Source organism: Phocaeicola faecicola (genome assembly GCF_013618865.1).
GTDB classification, from domain to species: domain Bacteria; phylum Bacteroidota; class Bacteroidia; order Bacteroidales; family Bacteroidaceae; genus Phocaeicola; species Phocaeicola faecicola.
Map to the genome: position 1 here is coordinate 20,557 of NZ_JABSOE010000023.1, position 25,172 is coordinate 45,728.

A 25,172-nucleotide genomic window follows, 5' to 3' on the forward strand; every position below is an offset into this window, starting at 1 on the left:
AAACGAGGGCAGGTATATAGTACTTGTCCTCGTTAAAATTCACTTTTTTCATAACCTATTTCATCTACTTTCGATGTGATTTGTTTATGGGATTAATCGGAATTATTTGTGTCTTATACATAATACCATAATTAAATTCCTTATTTAAGTATTCAATTATCATAGGGGCAGTCCAATTGGTTTTTTGTTGAAATTCTTGAATTTTAATTAATACATCCTTTTTGCAGTATTCGGGAATTGCAATTGCTGTTTGTGTCCGAAAAGCTGCAGAATTTTCCGAGTCAGCACGAGTCATCAATTGCAGGACTTCATCATACTCTAATTCTGAGAAGATACTCAGACCTGCTTCATAACTCGGAATATGTATCATAACATCTTGATTCATCATTTCAATCATCAATTTATCATTGTCAGAAAAAGGAATATGATAGTCATTAAATTTAATTATCACATTTCCGTTTTTTTTCATCTGAATATGGAATTGTGAATAGTCGGTATTTGTACCTGGGTGCCCTTCAAAATCAGTTTTCGCAAGAGAAAATGTCCATTCGAACTCTTTATATCTAATTGTAGATTCGAAAATTTTATTACAGTCGTTTCCTTCGCTTGTATCATCAATATTAGCAAATGGCTTATCGGAATTTGCAACCCATGTCAAATAACCATACAATCTAAAAAGACCTTTCCCACTATAAAGCATCTTTTTTAACTGCTTTTTCTTTATGACGGGATTAATGAGCCAATGAAAACAAGGATTATTCTCGTCCACATGATCCAATGGTTTTCCACAGATATAACATATTCCTTTTTTTAGACCGTCTCTAATACCATTAAAATCTTGTTCGTCTTCTTTTATTTGAACTTCATTCATCTTTTGAATGAATTCAGGTCCTAATTCATTACACAACTCTTTGAAATTTATGTTTTTATATTGATTGTCCATATTTTAGCTCATTATTTAATAAAGTTATTAAATTAACGTATGACCGTCTTGAAATAGTACATTTTAAGAACGTTTTTATTTGGGTTACACCGCCTGATTGTTTCTATGGTATTAAACATTCTGAATCCATAATGGGAATAAAGATCTGTTAAATCTTATTCAATAACTCTATCACCTTATGAATCTCAGAGTATGCCATCAAATCTTCCGGTGACTCTTTACATAATTGGCACAATTTCTCTGAATTTGACATCGCCCGTTCCAAATCTCCATTCTCTGTCAGGTATTTATAGAGGTTGGTGCGTATGAAATATCGTTTTGTCTTTTCATACCCCGGCATATATTTCTGCAATTCGGGAAGCAGTTGCTCATAACTCTCATATCGCCGACAAACCACATTAGGCAAGAAGTGGAGCAGAAACCAGAATTCTGTGCAAGGATTCGTTTCCACGAACATAACTTTTCCGGCATATTTCTTCTTGTTATACTCTTTCTTTGCTCGTTGGTATAGTCGCATTTCAGAAGGATATTGATACAGCCTGTCCATATCAAAAAGGCATACGATAAGGTCATATTGCTTGTTCAAATAGGATTCTACCAATTTTAGAATATGATTGATGTCGCTATGCTGCGGAAAATCAGGCGCAACCTTGAAAGGATAACGACAAGCCACCCTCAATGAATCAAAATAGAACCATTCCGTTTCTCCCTCGCCTATGATGGCGATACTTTTTGTTACTGTCCGCCCCATATCATTAGTCATTTAGGTTAATATACTGACTACCTAAGAACGGCAACTTTACCAATTTCCCCTGCTTGTAAGCATTATACGGGGAAAGATTCTTGTGTAAGCCTAAAGATGAAAGACGTACTATTTTAGTCTCGCCATATTCGTCTTTGTCGGTAAACCATATTGTGTCACGTCGAATGAAATCCTCATTAAGAAGATTGATGCCGTGTGTTGTCAACAACATTTGAGATGTTCCTTCACTGTTCGCTAAAAAAACTTTTATAAAATAAGCCAGCAGTTCATAGTGAATACTTGACTCGACTTCGTCAATAAGCACAAACCGGTTGGTCTTTAACAAGAAATTAAGAATTACTGCCATTCCCAGGAACCTTATAGTACCGTTAGATTCGTATTCTTCAGACAAATCGTATAGTTTGTCTCCAACCTTGTGTTTAAAAGTCAGTTCAGTATTTGTAATTTTTCCTTTTTTAAGCATTTCAGCTTTTGCTTCATTATCAATAGGGGCATTTTGAATCAATTGCTCCAATTCTGGGGTAATCAATTCTTCCTCTTCATGCAATACGACATCTTCTATGTTGAAATCGGATGCTTTTAGAAAGTTCAAAATGAACTTCTTCAAATCGCCTGTTTCATCTTTATCCAATCGTGATTTTACATATCCCGAAAGCAGCATGCCAGGGGCCAATACATCTTTTACCTGTTTGGCAAAGTAATCATATACATCGTTCAACTTAGTGCGTTCCACATTACTCTTACCAAATGCTGCAAGTACACTGCAATTGTTGATAGTGTTGCCGGAAATCACACCCTGACTCTTCCGTGGCATTTTCAGGTTTGTACCGAAATCTATTGTTGTGGAATCTGTAGTTGCATCATAACTACGGCTGTACAATTTGGTAGGACGAATGGAATCATAAACAACCAATGTCTCAGAATAGATATATTTTGCGTCCAATTCAAAAGTAAGGATATACTTCGACTTATTAATATAGAATACCATAGACATCTTCGTCCTTTCATTCCTTGATGTGTCATCCAGCATAAAAGGTACAACTCCAGTCTTTTCATTTCGGTCTTTGGGCATCCTAAGAACAAGCATTCTGAAAAATTCCACAGCATTCAAAATGTTGGTTTTGCCGGAAGCGTTAGCACCATAGATGATGCCCAATTTCAACAATCTTATCCCATCCTTAACTTCATATGAATATTCGTCAGACATAAAAGTATCTGATGAAGGTTCAAAGCTTATCTTTTGTGGGGACTTTATTGAGAAAAAATTTTCAATGGTGAATTCTGCTATCATATTCGTTGAATTTATCTGTCATATGATGCAAATATAGAAATAAAAAATCAATATATGAATTTATAGTCCGTATTTTCGTAGTAAAATTACTAAAATATGAATATAAATCACTATTTATATATTTTGTTACAACAGAATAAAGCAAATAAAAATGAAGATTGAATCATTCCTTCATAAAATTTTTCTCTTCATACTATTTTTTATGATTGAGAAATTTGTTATCTTTGAAACCTAAAGTAAACGTTCTTTCATTTATGCAAAGTCTGGCAACTTGAAGAAGTCTACTCGTTTCTAAATCGTTACCTATCTAAAAAAATAAGTCTTGTAAGTTTTTCATTTTCAGCGAATAAGAAAAAGTACAATGCCTACTTGTATGAAATGTGATTCGCTTCTTGATGTCGCACAAAATGGCTATATCCTTTAGGTATTTGTTTATATCTGCTGGGTCTTGGATAGGAAGTAATTTCTCTCCACCTTTGTACTTATCCAGTATCAGTTTGGCAATAGGGAGTAGGGGGATGCGTGATAGAACTCCAGTCTTAACCCTGCGTTTCTTAATCCAAATTCTGCCTGTATTGTCCTTTTCAAAATGTTCTGGAGCTAAGGTTTTGATGTCAATGTAGCTCAATCCAGTGAAACAGCCAAAAAGGAACATATCTTTTGCTCTCTCCAGTCTAGGTAGGGGAGTATCAAAGTTGATAATCTTTCTCAGTTCTTCTTCATCCAAAAAGTCTATTTCCACGGGTTCACGTTCTATTTTATAAGTAATGAACGGATTAGCAGTCATATAGGAGTTAGCTACTGCAAGGTTAATTATTTTCTTGAGTAGTTTTAGGTGTTTGGTGGATGAGTTTTGAGCCATTCCTTTGTTTATTCGTAGAAATGTATGAAAAGATTGGATAAAGTTCAGGTTTAATTCACGTAGGTATAAATCTTCTCTTTTGTATTTCTGTTGAACAAACTCTTTGAGTAATCTTACTGTATAAACAGAAATCCAATAGGTAGCTTTAGAAATTCCATTACCGACCAACTTTTCCTGTTCATTGTTGTGCTCTTCAAAGACTTCAAACAGGCTTTTTTCGTTCAATGCTTCTACTTTGTCTGCAACAGCTTCTTTTAGTAGCTCTGCTGTAATTAGGTAGCCCATTTGAAGTAGCTCAATTTCTTTCTGGTATATTTTGTTTCTTAGCTGTGTAAGATAGCTGTTTACTAATTGAGCTTCTTCACTCTTACCTTTTACTAACTGTTTTTCTCTATTCCAGTCTGTAGAACGTGCATATTTACCTGTGCTGAAATAGATTCTTTTTCCGTTTGTGGAGATAGAAACCTCAATAGGTGATAAACCTTTCTTGTTTTGCTTACTTTCTCTCAATGAAAAGTAAACCATCGTACAATGTTTTTCCATATTAAAATGATTGTAAAATGGAGTATATCTCATTGTACTATAGCTGATTATATAAGTTTTGCAGCCCATTTTAGAAAATGGCAAATTGGGCTGCAAATGGGCTGCAAAAATCACTTTTTTAGTGCTTAATTAAGTGACAATTGTTCTGCTTTGGGCTTGACTGTAATAGCCTTTTGAGGAACTATATTTTAGGTCGTTATAGTCTCATTTTTCTTCTTACTTGATAAGACAAGATAACCAAAAAGAAGGCTATTAGAATATCCCTAAACTATAATTTACGGCAAATAAAAAACTCCTGCAACCATTTAGATTACAGGAGTTTATATATTTGATTAAGTATGGATTACTTATTCAAAGCAGTAGCAACGTCAACCGCACAAGCTACTGTACAACCTACCATCGGGTTGTTACCGATACCCAGGAATCCCATCATTTCTACGTGAGCAGGAACTGATGAAGAACCAGCGAACTGAGCATCTGAGTGCATACGACCCATAGTATCTGTCATACCGTAAGAAGCAGGACCAGCAGCCATGTTATCTGGGTGCAGTGTACGACCTGTACCACCACCAGAAGCTACTGAGAAGTATGGCTTACCAGCCAATACACGTTCTTTCTTGTATGTACCTGCAACCGGGTGCTGGAAACGAGTCGGGTTAGTAGAGTTACCTGTGATAGATACGTCTACACCTTCTTTCCACATGATAGCTACACCTTCGCGAACGTCGTCAGCTCCGTAGCATTTTACTTTTGCACGAGGACCGTCTGAGTAAGCGATTTCCTGAACTACTTTCAGTTCACCAGTGTAGTAATCAAACTGAGTCTGAACGTATGTAAATCCGTTGATACGAGAGATGATCTGAGCAGCGTCTTTACCCAGACCGTTCAGGATACAACGCAAAGGTTCTTTACGAACTTTGTCTGCTTTTGCAGCGATCTTGATAGCACCTTCAGCAGCAGCGAATGATTCGTGACCTGCCAGGAATGCGAAACATTTAGTTTCTTCGCGCAGCAACATAGCAGCCAGGTTACCGTGACCGAGACCTACTTTACGGTCGTCAGCAACTGAACCCGGGATACAGAATGACTGCAAACCGATACCGATTGCTTCAGCAGCTTCAGCAGCGTTTTTGCAACCTTTCTTCAATGCGATAGCACAACCTACTACGTATGCCCATTTTGCATTTTCGAAGCAGATAGGCTGAGTTTCTTCACAAGTTTTATAAGGATCAAGACCATACTGTTCGCAGATAGCGTTAGCTTCTTCGATGTCTTTGATACCGTTTTCGTTCAAAGCAGCAAGAATCTGTTTGATACGACGGTCCTGGCTTTCAAATTTTACTTCTCTAATCATAATGTTCTTTCCTCCTTATATTATTCGTGACGTGGGTCAATATGTTTAACTGCACCTTGTTCTGCTGTGAAGCGTCCGTAAGTACCTGTTACTTTCTTCAAAGCTTCGTTTGCGTCAGTGCCTTTCTTGATCTCATCCATGAACTTGCCCAGGTGAACGAATTCGTATCCGCAGATTTCGTCGTTCTTGTCAAGAGCGATAGTTTTGATATAGCCTTCAGCCATTTCCAGGTAACGAGGACCTTTTGCCAAAGTACCGTACAGAGTACCTACCTGGCTGCGCAGACCTTTACCCAAGTCTTCCAGACCTGCACCGATCATCAGACCGCCTTCTGAGAAAGCTGACTGAGTACGTCCGTACACAATCTGCAAGAACAGTTCACGCATAGCTGTATTGATAGCGTCGCACACCAAGTCAGTGTTCAATGCTTCCAAGATGGTTTTTCCCGGCAGGATTTCAGATGCCATAGCAGCTGAGTGAGTCATACCAGAGCAACCGATAGTTTCAACCAATGCTTCCTGGATAACACCTTCCTTAACGTTCAGAGTCAGTTTACAAGCACCCTGCTGAGGAGCACACCAACCAATACCGTGAGTCAAACCTGAAATGTCTTTGATTTCTTTTGATTTAACCCATTTTCCTTCTTCAGGAATTGGAGCTGGACCGTGGTTAGGTCCTTTTTTTACAACACACATGTGTTCAACTTCGTGTGAATAAGTCATATTCTTTACGTTTTATTGGTAATAAAAAATAAGTATTTCGTAAACCACGAATTAGGGAATTTCTTCCGTAATCCAAACGCAAAGTTAGTTGTTTTATTTAGTTATGCAACGAACCCGACCAAACTTTTTCTTACATTTTAATGATATTTTTTTTCAAATCCGTTGTTTTGTAACCTCTGCATGACAAAATGTTTTTTGTTTATAAAAGAAACCGTTATCTTTGTGGTACAATTTATTTATCAACCGAATACCTGTTGTTGGGTAGCAATTTTTTAGTATGACGATGGACGAAAAACGGATAGTTGTAACCGATGAGGCGCTTCGCCAGGGTGCGGAAGCCGGAATGGATGAATTTCTGAAGGTCTTTACCGACAAATACTTGGAGGTAACCGGAGGAGTGATCAATGCTGATACCATGCCGTTGCTGAACGGTTACCAGCATACGCTGATGGGATATCATATTTTCAGGGAGGAAGTCCTGGAGGGAGGATTTGTGCAACTGATCCAGAACGGGTACGGTCCTTATATTTTTGAGAATCCGTTTGCCAAGGCAATGCGTCTGTTTGGTGCGAAGGAGTTTTCGAAGCTGATTTACGAGGCCCGGAAAATCTACGATGCCCATAAGGCCGATCTGGAAAAGGAGTGTTCGGAGGAAGAGTTTATGGCAATGTATGAGCAGTATGAGGCTTTCGACGACCTGGAGGAGGCTTATATGGATATGGAGGAAATGGTTACGGCACAGGTGGCTGAGTATGTGGATGAGCATTTGGAGTTGTTTGCAGAGATAGAAAAGTAAAATTATAAGAAAAAATGTTTTTTTACATGCAGTATTTGACTCTTTTTTGCATTTTATCCTTAAAATAAAATATATATAAAAGAAGTAAAGTACATGAAAAGAATTAAGTTGGCAGTGTGTGCTGCGGCACTGATGGCAATGATGGGATTCTCCTCTTGCCTGAACGGGGATGTAAACACAACTCAGCAGTTGTCTCTTATTTTGAAGGCTGAAACAGATTACCTGGGTATTGAAACGTATTTTGTAGATGCATACGGTATTAAGTATAAACCGGTTTCAACTACGCTGATCAACAAGGAAAGTGATTTTGCGGTGGTTCCTATGCAGTTTGATACCAGTACATTCAATGCACAGACCAGTTCTTATGACATTACATTGCTGGGCGAACCGTCTTTCCTGAAGGGATTGAGAATTAACGGTGAGGCAAGTACTGTTCCAGATCCTCAGACATTAACTGCTGCGCTGAATCTGGTGGACGACGGTTATACGAGAGGTACTGTATGGGGTAAGAACGAATACTTGATTTTACCGATCATCTTCCCGATCAACAAGGATGTGGATCTGAGCGACCAGACTGAATTGAAGAATGAGCTGAGCAAGCATCATTTTAACATTACGTTTGATCCTGAAAAAATGCTGTCGGAAGATGGTGATTCTCTGAAACTGAAACTGACTTATACCGTAGACGGTGTGGACGATGCAGAAGAATATGCTAAGACATATACACAGACTGTAGCCGATACACGTTATTCTTATATGTATGCTTCTCTGAATCCGGTATATGGCATACTTGATGAAGACCAGCAGAAGAAGGTTAAGTGGATCAGAATGGAGTTTGAAGATTCCAAGAATGACAAGCCGACTGTGAAACCTGAAGAAAAGAATATCGTAGCCAGATCTTATCAGTTGTATCAGGAACAGTAAGATATTGTTTTTTAAGGCTGAAATGCCGTGCAGACCGGATAAGGGAATGTGAAAACGTTCTTTTATCCGGTTTGTCGTTTATTGAGGGATAATATATAATAGGTATTGTTCTTTTTTTGTACATTTGCATTCTGTCTGATTGTATAACCAATTAAAAATTGAATAACATTGAATTACAAAGATTTGTTTCAGCAGGTGGTTGCCTTGCTTTCGGCTCCGGGTAAGGCGTGGGATGAAATTGCCGAACGCGGAAGATTCAAGGAGGTGGCACCTGCATTTGTTTATCCGCTGATCGGTTTGTGCGGGCTGTCTACTTTTATCGGGGCATTTGTGGGAAAAGGGATGAATGCCGATGTCTTTCAGGTAGCGCTTACACAGTGTTGTGCGGTTGCAGTGGCATTGTTCGGAGGCTTTTTCCTGGCTGCCTATCTGATGGGACGTCTGCATATGCGCTGGCTGAGACAGCGTGTCGATCCGGATGTGATGCTGACTTTTGTGGGCTATTCGATGGTGGTGACGCTGGTCCTGGATATTGTCAGCGGACTGTTGTCGATTGCGCTGCTGCACTGGATACTTCAGATCTATACGTTTGTGGTAGTATATGAAGGAGGACGACGGCTGCTCAAAGTGAGTGAGGATAAGCAAACGGTATGGACGGTGTTGGCTACGCTGACGATTTTGGTCTGTCCGGCCGTCATTGAGTTTTTGTTTAACAGATTATCCGTGATTTTGAACTGATGAAAACAAGTAATAACCAGATTAACATCAAGAACAAGCGGGCTTCGTTCGACTATGAGTTTATCGATACCTATACGGCTGGAATCGTGCTGACGGGTACTGAGATCAAGTCCATACGTTTGGGTAAAGCCAGCTTGGTCGATACGTTCTGCTATTTTGCCAAAGGGGAACTTTGGGTGAAAAACATGCATATTGCAGAGTATTTCTATGGTTCGTACAATAATCACCTGGCCCGTAGAGACCGGAAGTTGTTGCTGAACAAGAAGGAATTGCGTAAGCTGGAACGGGGAATCCGGGAAACGGGATTCACGATCGTTCCGACCCGTCTGTTCATTAATGAGAAGGGACTGGCAAAGGTGGTGATTGCACTGGCAAAAGGTAAGAAGCAGTACGATAAACGGGAGGCGCTGAAGGAAAAGGACGACAAGCGCATGATGGACCGTATGTTCAAACGCTAGAGAGGCGTTGGAGTCTGCGTGCCGGACGGGAGGTCCGGAAGCAGGCGATTGAGAGAGTTTGGAAATTTTAGTGCGTGATAGAGAAAGCGTGTTTTTTATGCTACAAGAACTGATACAAAAACGTATCCTGGTGCTCGACGGAGCAATGGGAACGATGATACAACAATATAATCTGTCGGAAGAGGATTTCCGGGGAGAGCGTTTCAAGGAGATTCCCGGACAGATGAGAGGTAACAATGATATGCTTTGTCTGACGCGTCCGGACGTGGTGGAGGAAATTCACCGCAAATATCTGGAGGCGGGGGCTGATATCATAGAAACGAATACCTTCAATGCCACTTCGGTATCGATGGCCGATTATCACATGCAGCCGTATTGCCGGGAAATTAATCTGGCGGCCGCACGTTTGGCAAGGAAGATTGCTGATGAATATACGGCGATGAATCCTGAGAAGCCGCGCTTTGTGGCCGGAGCGGTAGGTCCTACCAACAAGACTTGTTCCATGAGTCCGGACGTGAATAATCCTGCGTTCCGGGCACTGACGTTTGATGAACTGGAGGAGGCTTATTCCGAACAGATGGAGGCTTTGCTGGAAGGTGGCGTGGATACTCTTCTGATTGAGACCATTTTTGATACGCTGAATGCCAAAGCGGCCATATGTGCGGCCGAAAAGTCCATGGAGAAAATGGGCAGAAAGGTGCCTTTGATGCTTTCGGTAACGGTTTCGGATGTGGCCGGACGTACGTTGTCGGGACAGACCCTGGAGGCTTTCCTGGCGTCGGTACAGCATGCGGATATTTTCTCTGTAGGCTTGAACTGTTCTTTTGGTGCCAAACAGTTGAAACCCTTCCTGGAACAGCTGGCCCGTCGTGCGCCTTATTACATCAGTGCGTATCCGAATGCCGGATTGCCGAACAGCATGGGACTGTATGACCAGTCGCCGGAAGAGATGGCTGCCGAGGTTAAGGAATATATTGACGAAGGGCTGGTAAATATCATCGGCGGATGCTGTGGTACGACCGAAGCTTATATTGCACGCTATCAGGAACTGATAAAGGGGGCACGTCCGCATTGTCCGGCTGCTCCTTCCGAAAACCTGTGGTTGTCGGGACTGGAACTGATGGAGTTTACTCCGGAAATTAATTTTGTAAATGTGGGTGAGCGTTGTAATGTGGCTGGTTCCCGTAAGTTCTTGCGTCTGATCAACGAAAAGAAATACGAAGAGGCGCTGACCATTGCACGCCAGCAGGTAGAAGACGGGGCGCTGGTCATTGATGTGAATATGGATGACGGATTGCTGGATGCGGTACAGGAAATGACGGTTTTCCTGAACCTGATTGCTTCCGAACCGGATATAGCCCGTGTACCGGTGATGATCGACTCTTCGAAATGGGAGGTCATTGAAGCGGGACTGAAGTGCGTACAGGGAAAATGCATTGTCAACTCCATTTCTTTGAAAGAAGGGGAGGAGCTCTTTGTGGAGCATGCCCGGAAGGTAAAGCGTTACGGAACGGCTGTCATTGTCATGGCTTTTGATGAGCGGGGACAGGCGGATACGTATGAGCGGAAGATCGAGATTTGCTCACGTGCCTATCGGATTCTGACGGAAAAGGTCGGTTTCCGTCCGCAGGACATCATTTTCGACCCGAATGTGCTGGCGGTGGCTACCGGAATAGAGGAGCATAATAACTATGCCGTCGATTTTATCAAGGCTACCGGATGGATTCGTCGGAATTTGCTGGGAGCTCACGTAAGCGGAGGGGTAAGCAACCTTTCTTTCTCTTTCCGTGGAAATAATTATATCCGTGAGGCAATGCATGCGGTTTTCCTTTATCATGCCATCCGTGAAGGTATGGATATGGGCATCGTCAATCCGGCTGCTTCGGTATTGTATACCGATATTCCTGCAGATGTGCTCGAGCGGATTGAGGATGTGGTATTGAACCGCCGTAGTGATGCGGCCGAACGTCTGATTGAGGTGGCTGAGCAGTTGAAAGCTGACAAGGAGTCGAAGGGAGCCGGAGCTGCTGCTACTTCGCATTTGTCGTGGCGTGAAGGTACGACGGTAGAGGAACGTCTGCAGTATGCATTGGTTAAAGGACTGGGAGATTATCTGGACGAGGACTTGCATGAGGCACTGGAGCGTTATCCGAATGCTGTGAGCATTATCGAAGGTCCTTTGATGGCAGGCATGAATCATGTCGGCGACTTGTTTGGAGCGGGTAAGATGTTCCTGCCGCAGGTGGTAAAGACTGCACGTACCATGAAAAAGGCCGTAGCGGTGCTGCAGCCTTATATTGAAGCCGAGAAGGAAGAAGGAAAGGCTTCTGCCGGAAAAGTCCTCCTGGCTACGGTGAAGGGAGATGTACATGATATCGGTAAAAACATTGTCGGGGTAGTGATGGCCTGCAACGGTTATGAGATTATCGATTTGGGTGTCATGGTACCGGCCGACCGTATCGTGGAGACGGCTATTCGGGAGAAGGTGGATATCGTGGGACTCAGTGGACTGATTACGCCTTCCCTGGAAGAGATGGTGCATGTGGTGACGGAAATGGAACGGGCCGGGCTGGATATTCCGGTACTGATTGGAGGTGCTACTACATCGAAACTGCATACGGCTTTGAAGATTGCTCCCGTATACCACGCTCCGGTGGTGTATATGAAGGATGCGTCACAGAATGCCCATGTAGCTGCCCGTCTGATGAATCCGGATTTGCGTGCGGTTTTTGCGGATGAACTGGACCGGGAGTACCACGAACTGAGAGAGAAGAATGCGGTACGTAAGGTACAGACGGTTTCCATGGAAGAGGCTCGCAAGAATCGTCTGAACTTGTGGGATTGAGAAGAATCGTCTGAAGAATTTTAGATAGACTTATATATGACAGAGGCTGTCTCCGGTGACGGGGACAGCCTCTGTGGGTTTATTCAAAGTCGCTTTGCTGTCGTTCGACTTCTTTCAGTTTCAGCCGGTTGATTTCCTGCATTAAGGATTCGATTCGCTTCTTCTGGTCGGCAGAGGTTTCTTCAAACCGGACCGGTGTGGATACTTTTCCGATTTGTTCCAGTTCCTTGGGATGAGCTATCAGAGGATGGTCGGCTTTTCGTACCGGAAGCACGAGTTCGCCTGAAACCGGAGTGTGTTTTCCCTGCCAGATGAGGGAGGCGCGTACCTTGATTTCCCCCGTCTGGGCCGTTGCGCGTACCAGTACCGGAGCTGTACCCCATTCCGTACGCCGCGGATTGGTGAAGGTGGTCTTGTCGGCTACCAGTGTGCCGGGGCCTTCTATCTCAAACTGGATATGGTAGTTGTTCAACCGTTTGATATTGCCGTTTTCATCGGCAACGGCCGCGATTACCGTGACAAGGTCTGAGCCGTCTGCGGTCATGGTCACATTTTCGTTGTCTGCCCAGAGAATCAGTTTCGACGGCCTTCTTGCCGGCATGACCTTATGCGTAGCCACTACCTTTCCGTCTATGATACCTTCTGCCAAAAGATATGAATCTTCGTGTTTGTTTCCTCTGGCAAGTTTTTTGTCATACATCACATCCCACACATTTTCAAAAACAATGACGGGCGAAGGCATTCCTTTTTCTGCTTTGTCCTTGCGGTAGGTCAGTGGCTTTCCGTCTTTACAGAAGGTCAGTCTGACTTCATCGCAATTGCTGTACACGGTCACATCCTTTGGAGAGAAAGGCGTCATGGCATGTGCAATATATACCATCGGTCCGCTATCTGCCATCAGGTGCTGATTTTCCTTGGCCGGACGCTGTGCACAGAACATATAATATGACAGCTTGGGCTGACGGAAGGCATCCATGATTCCTCCGTAGAACGGGTCGGGATGGTATCCTCTCTGATGGTCAAAGGAATGCCAGAGACAACCGCCCATGTGTTGTCTGGAAGTCCGGTAGAGGGCATCGTAGCAGGTATATGTATAGTCGGTCTTGGCATAGCCTCCGGCTTGTACCAGCATGGGGACTTCTCCCCAGGCACGGCTGACACGGCTGGGGGAGTTGTGTGAGTTCCAGTCGTCTACGTTGTCTCCCCACTCCCGGGTAAAGTATGCTACGTCGGGAGAGAGGTCTTTTGTGTTGAATGCTCCTCCGCCTCCATTAAGAGGGTGAGTGAATTGTACAGGGAAATATTCGTGCCCTTTGGCCGTCGCATCGCATCCGGCATAACAGTACGGATAGGGGTATTCCTCTTGGAGGATATCTACTACATTCTTGGCAAAGTCTTCCGGATACCAGGTCTCATTTAAGATGGGTTCCCACAGCCATACCGAAGGATGATTTCTGTCTCTTCTCACCATGTTGCGGATATCGCTGTATACACGTTGTGCAAATATCGGTTCGTTGTTCCAGAACTGCCATCCCGGCGTGTTGACAATGACAAACAGTCCCAGTTCGTCGCAGGCATCCATGAAGGCAGGATCTTGCGGATAGTGTGCATTCCGTATGATTCTCAGACCGGCATCTCTCAGTTTTTTGGCATCTCTCCAGTGCAGGCTGTTGGAAAGTGCATTTCCGACAGTGGCAAAGTCCTGATGGCGGTTGGCACCTATCAGTGGTTCCGGATAAGGCTTTCCGTTCAACCAGAAGCCGTCTTTTCCTTTGAATTCAATGCTTCGGATGCCTACCCGCTGGCGGTAGCCGTCGACCGTCTGTCCGTCCTTGTCTTTGATCAGTACGTGCAACTGGTACAGATACGGATTGTCCGGTTCCCAAAGCACCGGTCGGAGTACGGATAATGAAGAAGTGGTGGATGAGGCTTTCCCGTTCCGAACAGAAAGGGACTTGTCGCAACTCGCTACCAGTTGTCTGTCTTTGTCGTACAGTTCGTAAACGACTTTTCCGGAGAAACTTTTTCCGGAGGTGTTTCTGACCTGGAGATGAAGGTTCAGCTCGGCCTTGCTTTCCGAAATTTCTCCGAAAGACAGGAAGAGGCCTCCTCCTGCCTTCTGGTCCTCATAGTTGGGGTCGGTAATGAATACATGATTGTGTGCAATCAGCCAGCAGTCTCTGTATATTCCGCCAAAGTAAGCAAAGTCCAGCATGTCCTGAGGCTTTCCGGGAGGATAACTCGGGTCGTCGCTGTTGTCGGCCCATACGGTAATTACATTGTCTTTTCCGTAATTGAGATAAGGAGTGATGTCTGCAATGACCGGAAGGAAACCTCCGAAATGTTCTTTCACCAGCTTTCCGTTAATCCATACCTTTGACTTTCCCATGATTGCTTCGAAATGGAGAAACAGCTGCTTGTTTTTCCAGTTTTCTTCAGGAATGAAATGTTTCCGGTACCACACTTCGCCCTGGTAGTTGATGCATCCGCTGGCTTCGGTCGGGAGTATCTCTGTGCCGTCGGGCAGAGAGACAAGGGTCCAGCTGCTGTCTTCGTATCCGGGCGCTTCTGCTCCTTCGGCACTTCCCTTATGGAAACGCCAGGCCGGATTCATGCTGTAAACAGTTCTTCCCGTGTTTTCCAACTGAAAAAATCCGGCAGTAGAGTATTCCGGCTGATGTGTAGTTGCCGCATGCATTCCACTTACCATGTAAACAAACAGGCAGCATAAGAAGATTTTGATTTCGAATAACGTTTTTCTTTTCATGAACAGGTTAATGATATTAGGTTTAGGTATTAGTAATATGCTTTATTTCCCGTACCGCTCATCGGGGAACGGCAGGAGTTCTCCGGTGGATTTCAATGAGGGGCGCTGTGCGTTTCTCTCCCTCAGGTAATTGGACAATTCCCGGGACAGGCTTTTTACCTTTTCCGGCATTTTTTGAGACAGGTCTGTCTGTTCGGAAATGTCATTTTTTACGTCGTACAATCTGACCTGTCCGTTTTCCCAGTGATAAATAAGGTGGTAGTCTCCTTTCAGGATAGAGGAGTAAGCCCCATAACCTTCCGCTATGTCCTGCGTCTCTCCCCATAAGTTAGGAAAATGCCATACCACGGATTTTTCCGGAGAAATGTGCTGAGGAGTTCTCAGGCATTCCACGAAACTTTTTCCGTCGATGGTCTGAAGAGTTGGGTAATCTTTTATTCCGGCCATTTCAATAATGGTCGGGAAGAAGTCTTCGATGATGACCTTTTCGCTGCAACTGCTTCCCGGTTGGGTTACGCCGGGCCAATATACCATCATCGGCTCTCTGACTCCGCCCATGAAAGCCGACCCTTTACCGCCTCTGGCCGGATAATTGGGATCTCTGTTTGGAACTCCTTCCCGGCAGTAGTCCAATGCCAGTCCTCCATTGTCCGACATAAACAGGATAATGGTATTTTCGGCAAGACGGGGAGTCGTCTGAAGGTAATCCAGAATATCTCCCAGGCTTTTGTCCATACCTTCTACCAGCGCGGCGTATTTGGCTTCCTTTTCACCCAAAGCAGCCTGTAGCTGAGCATCGTATTTCCCTCTGTAATTGTCGCTGAAACGTTTGTCATCTTCAATAGGGGTATGTACTGCATAATGTGACATATATAAGTAGAAAGGTGCCTGGTCTGCCACAGCCTTTTTCATTTCCTTAATGGCTTCCTGGGTCAGGGCTTAGGTCAGGAAAATATCTTGTCCGTGATATTTTTCGAGTCCGCCGACTGCAAATCTTGAGCCTTCTCCGAAGTTGCGGGTTCCCAGATAGCTTCCGGGAGCCCCATTGGCGCCTCCTGCGATGTTTACATCAAAACCCATGTTCGACGGATCGGCTCCGGGGGTGGTCCGGGCTCCGAAATGCGCTTTTCCGCAGTGGATGGTCCAGTAGCCGTTGTCTTTCAGAATCTGAGGAAGGGGAGTAATGGCCGTTGAGTGAGGTATCTGGCCCCGTGTACTTTCGGGCTGTATTCCATTGTAGTTCCATTCCGGCAGCAGCAGGGATTCACTGGGAGCATCGGTTTTCTGGTCGAGTTCCAGTGTCCAGTTGGTAACCCTGTGATGCGATGCGTTCATGCCCGACATCAGACTGCATCGCGTAGGAGAGGATATGGCACAGGAATAGGCTTGGGTAAATTTCACGCCGAACTTGGCCAGTCTTTCCATGTTGGAAGTGTGATACCGGTGGTTCAGTGCCGATACCTCATCCCCGTTGAAGGGTACGGAAGTATCCTGCCATCCCATGTCGTCTACCAGGAACATGATGATGTTGGGTCTTGTCGTCTGAGCCGTAGTAAGGGTTGCAGTCATCATACTGCAGGAAATAAAAGAAAAAAATGTCTTTTTCATGATATTGATGGTTTATAAAAGGTCTGTGACCGGTGTTCGGGTCCGGCATGCGATTGCCTGTAGCCGAGACGGTTGCCTCTCTATCTGCAAGATGCCGGACAATCCGGTCGGTTGGGTATTAAGGGTGGTTATTTTCCGCTCTGGTCAGGGTTCTTGGCTTTGTAGAAATTAATTCTTTCGGTCCATGGCTTGTTTTCAAGCGGGAATACCTTGTGGGTATTGGCCCATTCAATCCATTTGGTCTCAAGTTCTTCTACCTTTTCCGGATATTGGTGGGAGAGATCGCAGGTCTCAAACGGATCGGTTTCCAGGTTAATTAATTCCCACGGTGTGTTCCGGCTGGCTCTGACCAGTTTCCATGAGCCGTCGATAATGGCACACGAACTTTGGTGCTCGAAATACAGGGTACGCTTTTCCAGCGGTTTGCCTTCGGAGGCCGGTATAAGATTTCTTCCCTCCAGATCGGCGTGGGCAAAATGTGCCGGATATCCGGTCTTGCCGATGGCCATACAGGTAGGCAATATGTCGATGAGGTGTGCAGGCTGATGGCATATCTTTCCTTTCATCGGCTGTTTTTTTCCACTGCCATAGGTAAGTATGAACGGGGTGCTCGTTCCGCCTTGATAGACCCACTGCTTGTAGCTGCGATAGGGAGTATTGGATAAATCCGACATCAGCTGTCCGATGTATCCGCCTTCTTCTGTCGCTCCGTTGTCGCTCAGGAAGATAAATACGGTATTTTCGTAGATACCCTTTGCCTTGACGGCATCCATGATTTTTCCGACGCCTTCATCCATTATTTCAATCATGGCAGCATAAGTGGCCATGTCATTGATCCATTTCTCCTGCTGTTCTTTGGTCAGTTCTTCCCAGGCTGGCCGTTTGCCTCCAAATTCCCTGTCGAATATGGGCAATTCCATCCCTGCAGGTACGATGCCCAGCTGCTGCTGTTTTTCAAATCGTTTTTTACGCAGCACATCATATCCTGCCTTATACCTTTCGATGCATTTGTCCACGTATTTTTGAGGGGCCTGTAAGGGCAGGTGAGGGGCGTAGTGCGCCACATAAAGAAACATCGGCTTACGGCTGTCATGTTTTTCGATGAAGCTTACGGCTGAATCGGAGATAGCTTGGGTGTAATAATAATCGTCCGGAAGGTCTGTTATTTTTTCCAGGTTATTATATAAGGGTGACGGCTTGTAGTAACTGCCTCCGCCGTGAAGGCAGCCGTAATATTTGTCGAAACCTCTCTGTACGGGATAGCTGCCGTTTGGAGCATCGTAGGCTCCTGTAGTGGTGACGTGCCATTTTCCGCTCATGTAGGTACTGTATCCTCCGGATTTCAGGACTTCGGCAATGGTCGGATATTCCTTGTCAATCTGTCCTCTGTACCCCGGGCGGTGTTCGTCTACTTCTGCCATCCATCCCATACCTGCTTCATGTGAGTACCTTCCGGTGAGCAGGGCTGCACGGCTGGGGCAACTTCGACCGGTGTTCTTGAATTGGCTGAACCGTACTCCGTCAGCAGCCAGCTGGTCAATGTGGGGGGTCTTTATTTCGCTGCCATAACAGCCGATGTCCGAAAATCCCATGTCGTCACACAGGATCAGTACGATATTGGGAGTCTTTTCTGACTGTGCCTGTGCGGCAGAAGCAGCCAACAGACTCATACAAGCTATTCCTTGATATAATAAGCGATTCATAAATATATTTTTTAACGGGGAATAAAGGTAGTGATTTTTTATGGATAATTCATTGCATAAGTTCTTATGCATTAATAATAAAGGCTAGTTTATGAAAAATTTTCAATAATTTCTGTTTTTTTGAAATCGCAGTCTCGGTCATGAATGGCAGGTGGGGGAATCAGGTCTTATGGCCATGCAACTGGGAAAAACGGGAAAACCATGGTGTCTGGAGGCATCGTATTTGTGGCAGGAGGAGAAATAAAAACGGACGGATAGTCCTGTTTTAGTCGCTATAGTATGTGATAGAATCCGGATAGTCCGTTGTATGCGACAGCCTGGTTGTGTCTTAGTCAGTGAATAAGTACTTTTGTATAGAGGGAAAAAGAATATGTCTGGTATAGACAGGGAAAAGTAGGTGTACTTAATAAGTCAGACATTTTTTAACTAACTATATAAAGTATAAGCATTATTATGAAAAAGATTAATTTGGCAGTAATGCCGCTGGTTGTCATGGCAATGATTTTTTGCCTGGGATTCATTTCCTGTGAAAGTGACAATAATGAAGTGGAAGCTCCTTCTGCTTTGTTCAAGACTTGGTATCTGGGCGATGATACCTCTTTGACATTCAATCCGGATGGAACCGGACTGTGGACCACGGATGACAGTGATGACTATTCTTTGTCTGCATCTTTGTCTGGTCTGTCGCGTATTCACCGTTCTTCTCTTGCTGATTCACGAAACCGTTACAGCCGGGCTTCCCGGGCTCTCGTAAGCTATCCGTTTACCTATACTTACGACGCTTCCGATGGAGATCTGGTCATCAATCTGGGAGAAGAGGTGATGTCTTTCTCTGTAGTCAGCCTGACAGAAGACAGTCTGGTACTCGTTGATGAAGACGGAGAAAAAGTCAACTTTAAGTCGTCTAAGGGAGAAGATGGAGGAGACCTGCCTCCTGTAGGTGACAAGAGCCTGTTGGTTGGAAAATGGGGCTTTGCCGGTGTGGTATGGACAGAATATACCAACGACTCTGTGTATTTGTACGACCAGTTGGGAGAAAAAGGTGAAAAATACAAATACTCATATGCCAATGACATCGTGAACATTTGGGAAAATAATGAGTGGTGGCCTTCTTGGGAAATTGTTTCTTTGACAAAGGATGTATGTATCGAACGTTCTCTGACAGCTCCTTATGATTATTTCCCATCTTTCCGTATCCTGGACGAACCGGATACCGTGGGAGATGCGTCATTGCTTTATGGCAAGACCTGGAGCACCTTCGGAGAGGGTGAAGACATGATCAGACTGACTTTCAGTGCGGATGGAAAGATGACTTACGAGGAAGATGGATTTGCCGATGAATTCACTTACACTTATAACAATGCTACTCATGAGATGACCTGGTCGGATGGATATGAGACAGAAGTGATGGAGGTAACCAAACTGACAGAAAAAGTGATTATCCTGAAGATAAAGGACAGCGAAGGCTATGTGGATGAGGTAATCGAATGCCGTGTCCTGTAAGAATAAGGGGAATATCTGACTGTCTATTTCTGAACAGTCGGTAAGAAATATCGGAAAGAGCCGGAAAAGTGGAAACTCAGTGCTTCCATTTTCCCGGCTCTTTTTATTTATCGGTCTGTTTTACTCAGACCGACTGGAGTATTATGAGTGGTTCTACATACTTCTTTTTGACATAATCCGTTGTCCGTATATCGCTATTACGATAAAGCAGACAAGTGGCAGGATAAAGGATACATTGACAGCCGGCATTCCGAGGATTACCTTACAGTCAATGATTGCTGCCTGAAGCGGGGGTAATACAGAACCTCCCAGAATGGCCATGATTAATCCTGCTGCCCCGAATTTTGCATCGTCTCCCAGTTTGTTCAAGGCTATTCCGTAGATAGTGGGGAACATCAGTGACATGCAGGCCGATATGCCTACCAGGCAGTACAACCCTCCGATTCCGTCAATGAAAATGACGCCACAGGTCAGCACACAGGCTCCTATTGCCAGCGTCTTCAGTAAGGTGCCCGGACGGAAATATCCCAGAATGAAGGTACAGATGAACCGGCTTGCGCAGAAAATAATCATAGCAATGATATTGTATTTCTGTGAAAGTACTTCGGCGTCTATCTCTGCCATACCCTGTGAGACAAACAGGCGGGTACCGTATTGAATGATAAAGGTCCAGCACATGATTTGTGCGCCGACATAAAAGAACTGTGCAATGACTCCTTCCCGGTAGTGAGGGATGGAAAAAATGCGCTTCAGCGTAGGGAGGAAATCGATATTGTGAGTCTGGTCGCCATTGTGTGGCATCTTGGTCATACGGATTACCAGCAGCATGACCAGGATAATCAGTCCGATCAGCAGGTAGGGAGTGATCAGTACCGAAAGGTCGGCATCGCGTACCTGTTCGAATTCGCTCTGGGTAAGCTGGCTTCGTGCTACCGTGCTCAGGGGATTAAGCCGGTTCTGAATGAAATGCATCGCCACGTACATACCCAGTAACGAACCGATCGGGTTGAATGCCTGTGCCAGGTTGAGCCGGCGGGTTGCAGTCTCTTCCGTACCCATTGACAGGATATACGGGTTACAGCTGGTTTCCAGAAATGACAGTCCGCAGGTCATCACGAAATAGGCCAGCAGAAAAGGATAATAACTTCCTGTAACCTTTGCAGGGAAAAAGAGCAGGGCGCCCAGTGCGTACAGCCCCAGTCCCATCAGTACTCCTGCTTTGTAAGTATATTTTCTGATAAATATGGCAGCCGGAAAGGCCATGGCGAAATATCCTCCGTAGAAGGCTACCTGTACCAAGGCTCCATCGGTTACACTCATGCGGAATATTTTGGAGAAAGCCTTTACCATGGGGTTGGTAATGTCATTGGCAAACCCCCACAGGGCAAAGCATGCAGTAATCAATATAAAGGGGATAAGGAAACTGCTACCGTCTTTACCGATAATCGAATCTTTTTTTTTCATATTCATGTGTTTATAGTATCAGAGTAGTGTACTCCTCAGGTATGGTTCATTTGCATTTTTATATTTCCGATGGCGGTGGCTTCTACAGGACCTGTTTCTACCTTGACTCCTGCAATCTCTTCCGTCAGCCTGTTCAGCAGCTGGTTCTGACTGCCTCCTCCCAGAATGTGCAAGGTGGTTACCGGATGAGGCAGCAGTCCGTTCAACTGCATAATACCTTTCCGGTATCGGTGGGCTAACGATTGTACGATGCATCTTACAAACTCTCCTTCCGAAGTGGGGAAAGGAAGGTGATGGGCGGTGCAGTATTCCGAGATGGCCACTTCCATGTTGGAGGGATTCTGGAACATCGGGTCGTCTACGTCGATTACCGTCGGGATATTGCTCGCAGCTGCCTGCTGCAGCAGATACCCATAATCCGTACAGATTCCTTTTTCTTTCCATAATGCCATCAGTTGCTGAAGAATCCACAGTCCGGTGATGTTCTGCAGGAAACAGATTTTGCCATCGGCTCCTCCTTCATTGGTAAAACCGGCCTGTCGCGCCTCTTCCGTCAGTATCGGGTCTTCCTGCAGGGTGCCCAGCAGCGACCAGGTGCCTGAACTTAAAAAGGCTTTTGTACTGTCGGTGTGTGCATCCTGGATGGCATAGACGGCACTGGCGGTATCGTGCGATGCAACTGCCATGACCTGTACCTCATAATCGATACCGGTCTCCTGCATGATTTCCGGTTTCAGGGTTCCACGGGACGTTCCCGGCATGACGATTTCTCCGAACAGATGTTCCGGCAGTCCCAGTTCCCGGATCAGCTCAAAGTCCCAGTTCTTGGCCTTGGCATCCATCAGCTCGGAAGTAGAAGCAATGCTGTATTCGTTGTTGGCTGTTCCCGTGAGGAAATAACTGAAAAGATCGGGCATGAACAGCAGTCTATCCGCTATGTCCAGCTGTGGATTGCCTTCTTTTTTCATGGCATATAGCTGGAACAGGGTATTGATGGGCATGATCTGAATGCCGGTACCGGCATAATGCTTCCGGATATCCAGTCGTGCGAAAACTTCTTCCGGCATTCCCTGTGTACGGCTGTCGCGGTAGCAGACCGGATTACCGATCAGGTTGCCCTGGCGGTCGATCAGTCCGAAGTCTACTCCCCAGGTATCAATACCGATGCTTTTTATCCGGTATCCCTTCTCAACGGCCATCCGGATTCCTGATTTCATTTCCTCGAACAGTGCCGGAAAATCCCAGTAAATGTGTTTTCCCATCCTGATCTGCCGGTTGGGAAAACGGTAAACTGTATCCAGTTCCAGTTTACCTTCGGAAAGGTAGCCGGCAATTACTCTGCCGCTACCTCCTCCAAAGTCTATCGCTAAATATGTCTCTGTCATTTCGCTTTCTTCCCTAGTATGTAAGTTTCCAGATCTTCAATCTCCGCCTTGCTCAGGGTCTGATACTCTCCGCCGGAAAGTACGATGATGCGGCATGCCATTTCGAAGAAAGTGGCTCTTTCAAAGACTTCGTCGAAATTTTTTCCGCACACTACTTGTCCATGCTTCTGGAGCAGTGCTGAGTTGTGGTTCTTCATGGCCTGAATGACATGGGATGCCAGTTCGGGTGAACCTGGACGGAAATAGGGGATTACCGGAATCTCACTGCCTACGTGGCAGGGAATTTCGGCCGTGACGTTGAAGTCTGCGGGAACCTGCTTCATGCAGGCCACGGCTGTTGCGTAACACGACTGGAAATGCAGTACCACGTTCACATCCGGTCTCTCCCGGAAGATTCCCAGATGGAAACCGCTTTCCATTGAAGGTCTGACTCCGTTCAGCACTTCTCCGGTCTCAATCTTGCAGACAGCCACTTTTTCTTTCGAAAGCGTAGGCACCCATGAGCCTGTGCCCGAAACGAGGGCGTTTTCTCCGATGCGCCAGGACAGATTGCCGCTGCTGCAGAGCGTAAGTCCGGCATCACCTACCCGGTGTGCCTGTGCAATAAACTGTTCGATATGTTCGTCTGTAATCATAATTGATTTTCAATAAGGTTTTACATTGGTGAAATCTCTCTTTACGGCATTATTTGTAGATAGGACCGTAGTTCTGGCAGGCCCGGTAGTCGGCTCCCTCTTTATCCATGCCGAAGGCGCTCCATGCGGCCGGACGGAAGATTTCGTTTTCATCCACATTGTGCATGCATACCGGGATACGCAGGATAGAGGCAAGGGTAATCAGGTCCTGACCGATGTGTCCGTAACTGATGGCTCCATGGTTGGCTCCCCAGTTGTTCATTACCGAATAGACATCCTTGAAGGCCGGTTTGTCGCACAGACGGGGCACAAACCAAGTGGTAGGCCAGGTGCGGTCGGTACGTTCGTCCAGCAGTTTGTGGATTTCCGGATCGATTTCTACCGTCCATCCTTCTGCAATCTGGAGTACGGGACCAAGTCCTTTGATCAGGTTCAACCGGCTCATGGTAACCGGCATTCCGCCTTTCGACAGGAAATTAGACGAGAAGCCGCCGCCTCTGAAATAATCCCGGTTAGCCGGATACCAGGTCGTAGCTTCCAGACATTTTTCCACTTCCTCAGGAGTAATTTCCCATGCCGGTTTCATGGTCGGATTACCGTTGGCATCGGTCTGCTGTCCGGTACCGTCCAGAGTGGTTGCTCCTGAGTTAATCAGATGAATGATACCGTGTTGTGCCAGACCGGTCAGTTCTTTTCCGGTAACCCGTTTCACAGCCTCCGGACTCCAGTAGGTACGTACATCCGAAAAGATCTGTGCCCGGTTGGTCAGCAGGTGGCCGAAGAGCATGGCTACTCCGTTGCAGGCATCGTTTTCCGTAGCTACCACATAGGCTTCACGGATACCGTTCCAGTCGAATGACGTGTTCAGCAAGGCCTCGGAGTAATCTCCGTTCGGGTAGAAGTCGGTCCACTGGCGCTGTCCCTGGAATCCTGCTGCAATGGCATTGTGGCCTAAGGCTTCTTCCTTGAATCCCAGTTCCTTCAGTTTCGGATTGCCCACCATCAGGTCGCGCATGATGATTGTCATTTTGACGATAAATTCCCAGTCGGCATCTTTTTCGGCACGTGTCTTTTTCTTTGCATCCGTATTGAAGTCGGTACCTTCATTTTTCTTGCAGTATTTTTCTGTCCATTCCATGGCTTTCCGGTATTCTTCCGGATCGTATATGCCTTCCGTCATTCTCCGTATGATTTCGGTCAGGTCAACCGACTCGTTGCGCATGCCCAGGTATTCCTGGAAGAAATCCGGATTGACGATAGAGCCGGCGATACCCATGGATACGCTACCCATTGACAGGTAGGATTTACCCCGCATGGTGGCAACAGCCTGGGCGGCTCTGGCAAATCGCAGCAGTTTTTCCGCTACATCGGCTGGAATGCTATTGTCATCGATATCTTGTACGTCGTGTCCGTAGATGCCGAATGCCGGCAGTCCTTTCTGGGCATGTCCTGCCAGTACGGCAGCCAGGTAGACGGCTCCGGGACGTTCGGTTCCGTTGAATCCCCAAACAGCCTTTGGATAATAAGGATTCATGTCCATTGTCTCTGCTCCGTAGCACCAGCAGGAGGTCACGGTAATGGTGGCTCCTACGCCTTCGCGTTCGAATTTTTCAGCACAGGCTGCACTTTCTGCCACACGTCCGATGGTAGAGTCGGCGATGACGCATTCTACCGGACTTCCGTCACCGTTTTTCAGATGGGTGGAAATCAGTTCGGCCACTGCTTTGGCCAGGTTCATGGTCTTTTCTTCGAGGCTTTCGCGAACACCGCCCTGGCGTCCGTCAATGGTGGGACGAATCCCGATCTTTGGGTATTTCATAATTAGATTGATTATAGGGTTAATATTACGTTTGTTTGCTTATGTAATT

General features: G+C 45.5%; 18 protein-coding genes and 1 pseudogene. 6 read left to right on the forward strand and 13 right to left on the reverse strand.

Annotated elements, in window-relative coordinates; genetic code table 11:
- Positions 1-64 precede the first annotated feature (64 nt).
- The 6 genes from H3001_RS08085 to H3001_RS08110 all read right to left on the reverse strand — a co-directional run bounded on the left by H3001_RS08085 (position 65) and on the right by H3001_RS08110 (position 6,478).
- Positions 65-943 (reverse strand): hypothetical protein, encoded by an 879-nt coding sequence (locus tag H3001_RS08085; protein WP_181214650.1) that lies wholly within the window; start codon positions 941-943, stop codon positions 65-67.
- A gap of 148 nt (positions 944-1,091) precedes the next feature.
- On the reverse strand, positions 1,092-1,694 hold the full coding sequence (locus tag H3001_RS08090; RefSeq protein ID WP_181214651.1) for an RloB family protein: 603 nt from the start codon (positions 1,692-1,694) through the stop codon (positions 1,092-1,094).
- A gap of 4 nt (positions 1,695-1,698) precedes the next feature.
- A complete protein-coding gene (locus H3001_RS08095) occupies positions 1,699-2,997 on the reverse strand; it encodes an AAA family ATPase (protein ID WP_181214652.1) in 1,299 nt (432 codons plus the stop codon).
- Between the two features lie 307 nt (positions 2,998-3,304).
- Positions 3,305-4,402, reverse strand: a complete 1,098-nt coding sequence (locus tag H3001_RS08100; protein ID WP_181214653.1) for a site-specific integrase — start codon at positions 4,400-4,402, stop codon at positions 3,305-3,307.
- A gap of 343 nt (positions 4,403-4,745) precedes the next feature.
- Positions 4,746-5,756, reverse strand: a complete 1,011-nt coding sequence (locus H3001_RS08105; RefSeq protein WP_181214654.1) for a GGGtGRT protein — start codon at positions 5,754-5,756, stop codon at positions 4,746-4,748.
- 20 nt (positions 5,757-5,776) lie between these two features.
- Positions 5,777-6,478: an iron-sulfur cluster assembly scaffold protein gene (locus tag H3001_RS08110; RefSeq protein WP_007561052.1), complete on the reverse strand. Its 702-nt coding sequence runs from the start codon at positions 6,476-6,478 to the stop codon at positions 5,777-5,779.
- A gap of 283 nt (positions 6,479-6,761) precedes the next feature.
- On the opposite strand from H3001_RS08110, the gene H3001_RS08115 reads away from it, so the two are divergent.
- The 5 genes from H3001_RS08115 to metH all read left to right on the forward strand — a co-directional run bounded on the left by H3001_RS08115 (position 6,762) and on the right by metH (position 12,239).
- The gene (locus tag H3001_RS08115) at positions 6,762-7,274 is read left to right on the forward strand and encodes a DMP19 family protein (protein ID WP_181214665.1); all 513 of its coding nucleotides are present in this window, start codon (positions 6,762-6,764) and stop codon (positions 7,272-7,274) included.
- 93 nt (positions 7,275-7,367) lie between these two features.
- A complete protein-coding gene (locus H3001_RS08120) occupies positions 7,368-8,198 on the forward strand; it encodes a hypothetical protein (RefSeq protein WP_178245610.1) in 831 nt (276 codons plus the stop codon).
- Positions 8,199-8,366: 168 nt separating this feature from the next.
- Entirely contained in the window at positions 8,367-8,936 is a 570-nt protein-coding gene (locus H3001_RS08125; protein ID WP_178245608.1) for a Yip1 family protein, read from the forward strand.
- On the forward strand, positions 8,936-9,394 hold the full coding sequence (gene smpB / locus H3001_RS08130) for an SsrA-binding protein (protein WP_178245606.1): 459 nt from the start codon (positions 8,936-8,938) through the stop codon (positions 9,392-9,394). The genes H3001_RS08125 and smpB overlap by 1 nt, the downstream gene beginning before the upstream one ends.
- Positions 9,395-9,491: 97 nt before the next feature.
- A complete protein-coding gene (metH, locus tag H3001_RS08135; protein WP_181214655.1) occupies positions 9,492-12,239 on the forward strand; it encodes a methionine synthase in 2,748 nt (915 codons plus the stop codon).
- 79 nt (positions 12,240-12,318) lie between these two features.
- Here the strand turns inward: metH and H3001_RS08140 are convergent, their stop codons facing one another.
- The 3 genes and pseudogenes from H3001_RS08140 to H3001_RS08150 form a co-directional block, all read right to left on the reverse strand.
- Positions 12,319-15,006: a glycoside hydrolase family 2 TIM barrel-domain containing protein gene (locus H3001_RS08140; RefSeq protein WP_181214656.1), complete on the reverse strand. Its 2,688-nt coding sequence runs from the start codon at positions 15,004-15,006 to the stop codon at positions 12,319-12,321.
- A gap of 42 nt (positions 15,007-15,048) precedes the next feature.
- Positions 15,049-16,614 (reverse strand): annotated as a pseudogene (locus H3001_RS08145) (sulfatase).
- A gap of 128 nt (positions 16,615-16,742) precedes the next feature.
- Positions 16,743-18,317 carry an arylsulfatase gene (locus H3001_RS08150; protein WP_181214657.1) on the reverse strand — a complete coding sequence of 525 codons (1,575 nt, stop codon included), beginning with the start codon at positions 18,315-18,317 and terminating at the stop codon, positions 16,743-16,745.
- 453 nt (positions 18,318-18,770) lie between these two features.
- Here H3001_RS08150 and H3001_RS08155 point away from each other — a divergent pair, with 453 nt between their 5' ends.
- Positions 18,771-19,820 (forward strand): hypothetical protein, encoded by a 1,050-nt coding sequence (locus tag H3001_RS08155; protein ID WP_178245598.1) that lies wholly within the window; start codon positions 18,771-18,773, stop codon positions 19,818-19,820.
- A gap of 153 nt (positions 19,821-19,973) precedes the next feature.
- On the opposite strand, the gene fucP is transcribed toward H3001_RS08155, so the two are convergent.
- From fucP to fucI, 4 genes are read right to left on the reverse strand one after another with little or no spacing between them, the layout of a single operon-like run.
- Complete coding sequence (gene fucP, locus H3001_RS08160) at positions 19,974-21,290, reverse strand: L-fucose:H+ symporter permease (protein ID WP_394367798.1); 1,317 nt, start codon at positions 21,288-21,290, stop codon at positions 19,974-19,976.
- A gap of 29 nt (positions 21,291-21,319) precedes the next feature.
- Positions 21,320-22,669: a rhamnulokinase gene (locus H3001_RS08165; RefSeq protein ID WP_181214659.1), complete on the reverse strand. Its 1,350-nt coding sequence runs from the start codon at positions 22,667-22,669 to the stop codon at positions 21,320-21,322.
- The gene (locus tag H3001_RS08170; protein ID WP_178245592.1) at positions 22,666-23,304 is read right to left on the reverse strand and encodes a class II aldolase/adducin family protein; all 639 of its coding nucleotides are present in this window, start codon (positions 23,302-23,304) and stop codon (positions 22,666-22,668) included. The genes H3001_RS08165 and H3001_RS08170 overlap by 4 nt, the downstream gene beginning before the upstream one ends.
- 49 nt (positions 23,305-23,353) lie before the next feature.
- Positions 23,354-25,126, reverse strand: a complete 1,773-nt coding sequence (gene fucI / locus H3001_RS08175) for an L-fucose isomerase (protein WP_178245614.1) — start codon at positions 25,124-25,126, stop codon at positions 23,354-23,356.
- Positions 25,127-25,172: the final 46 nt, after the last annotated feature.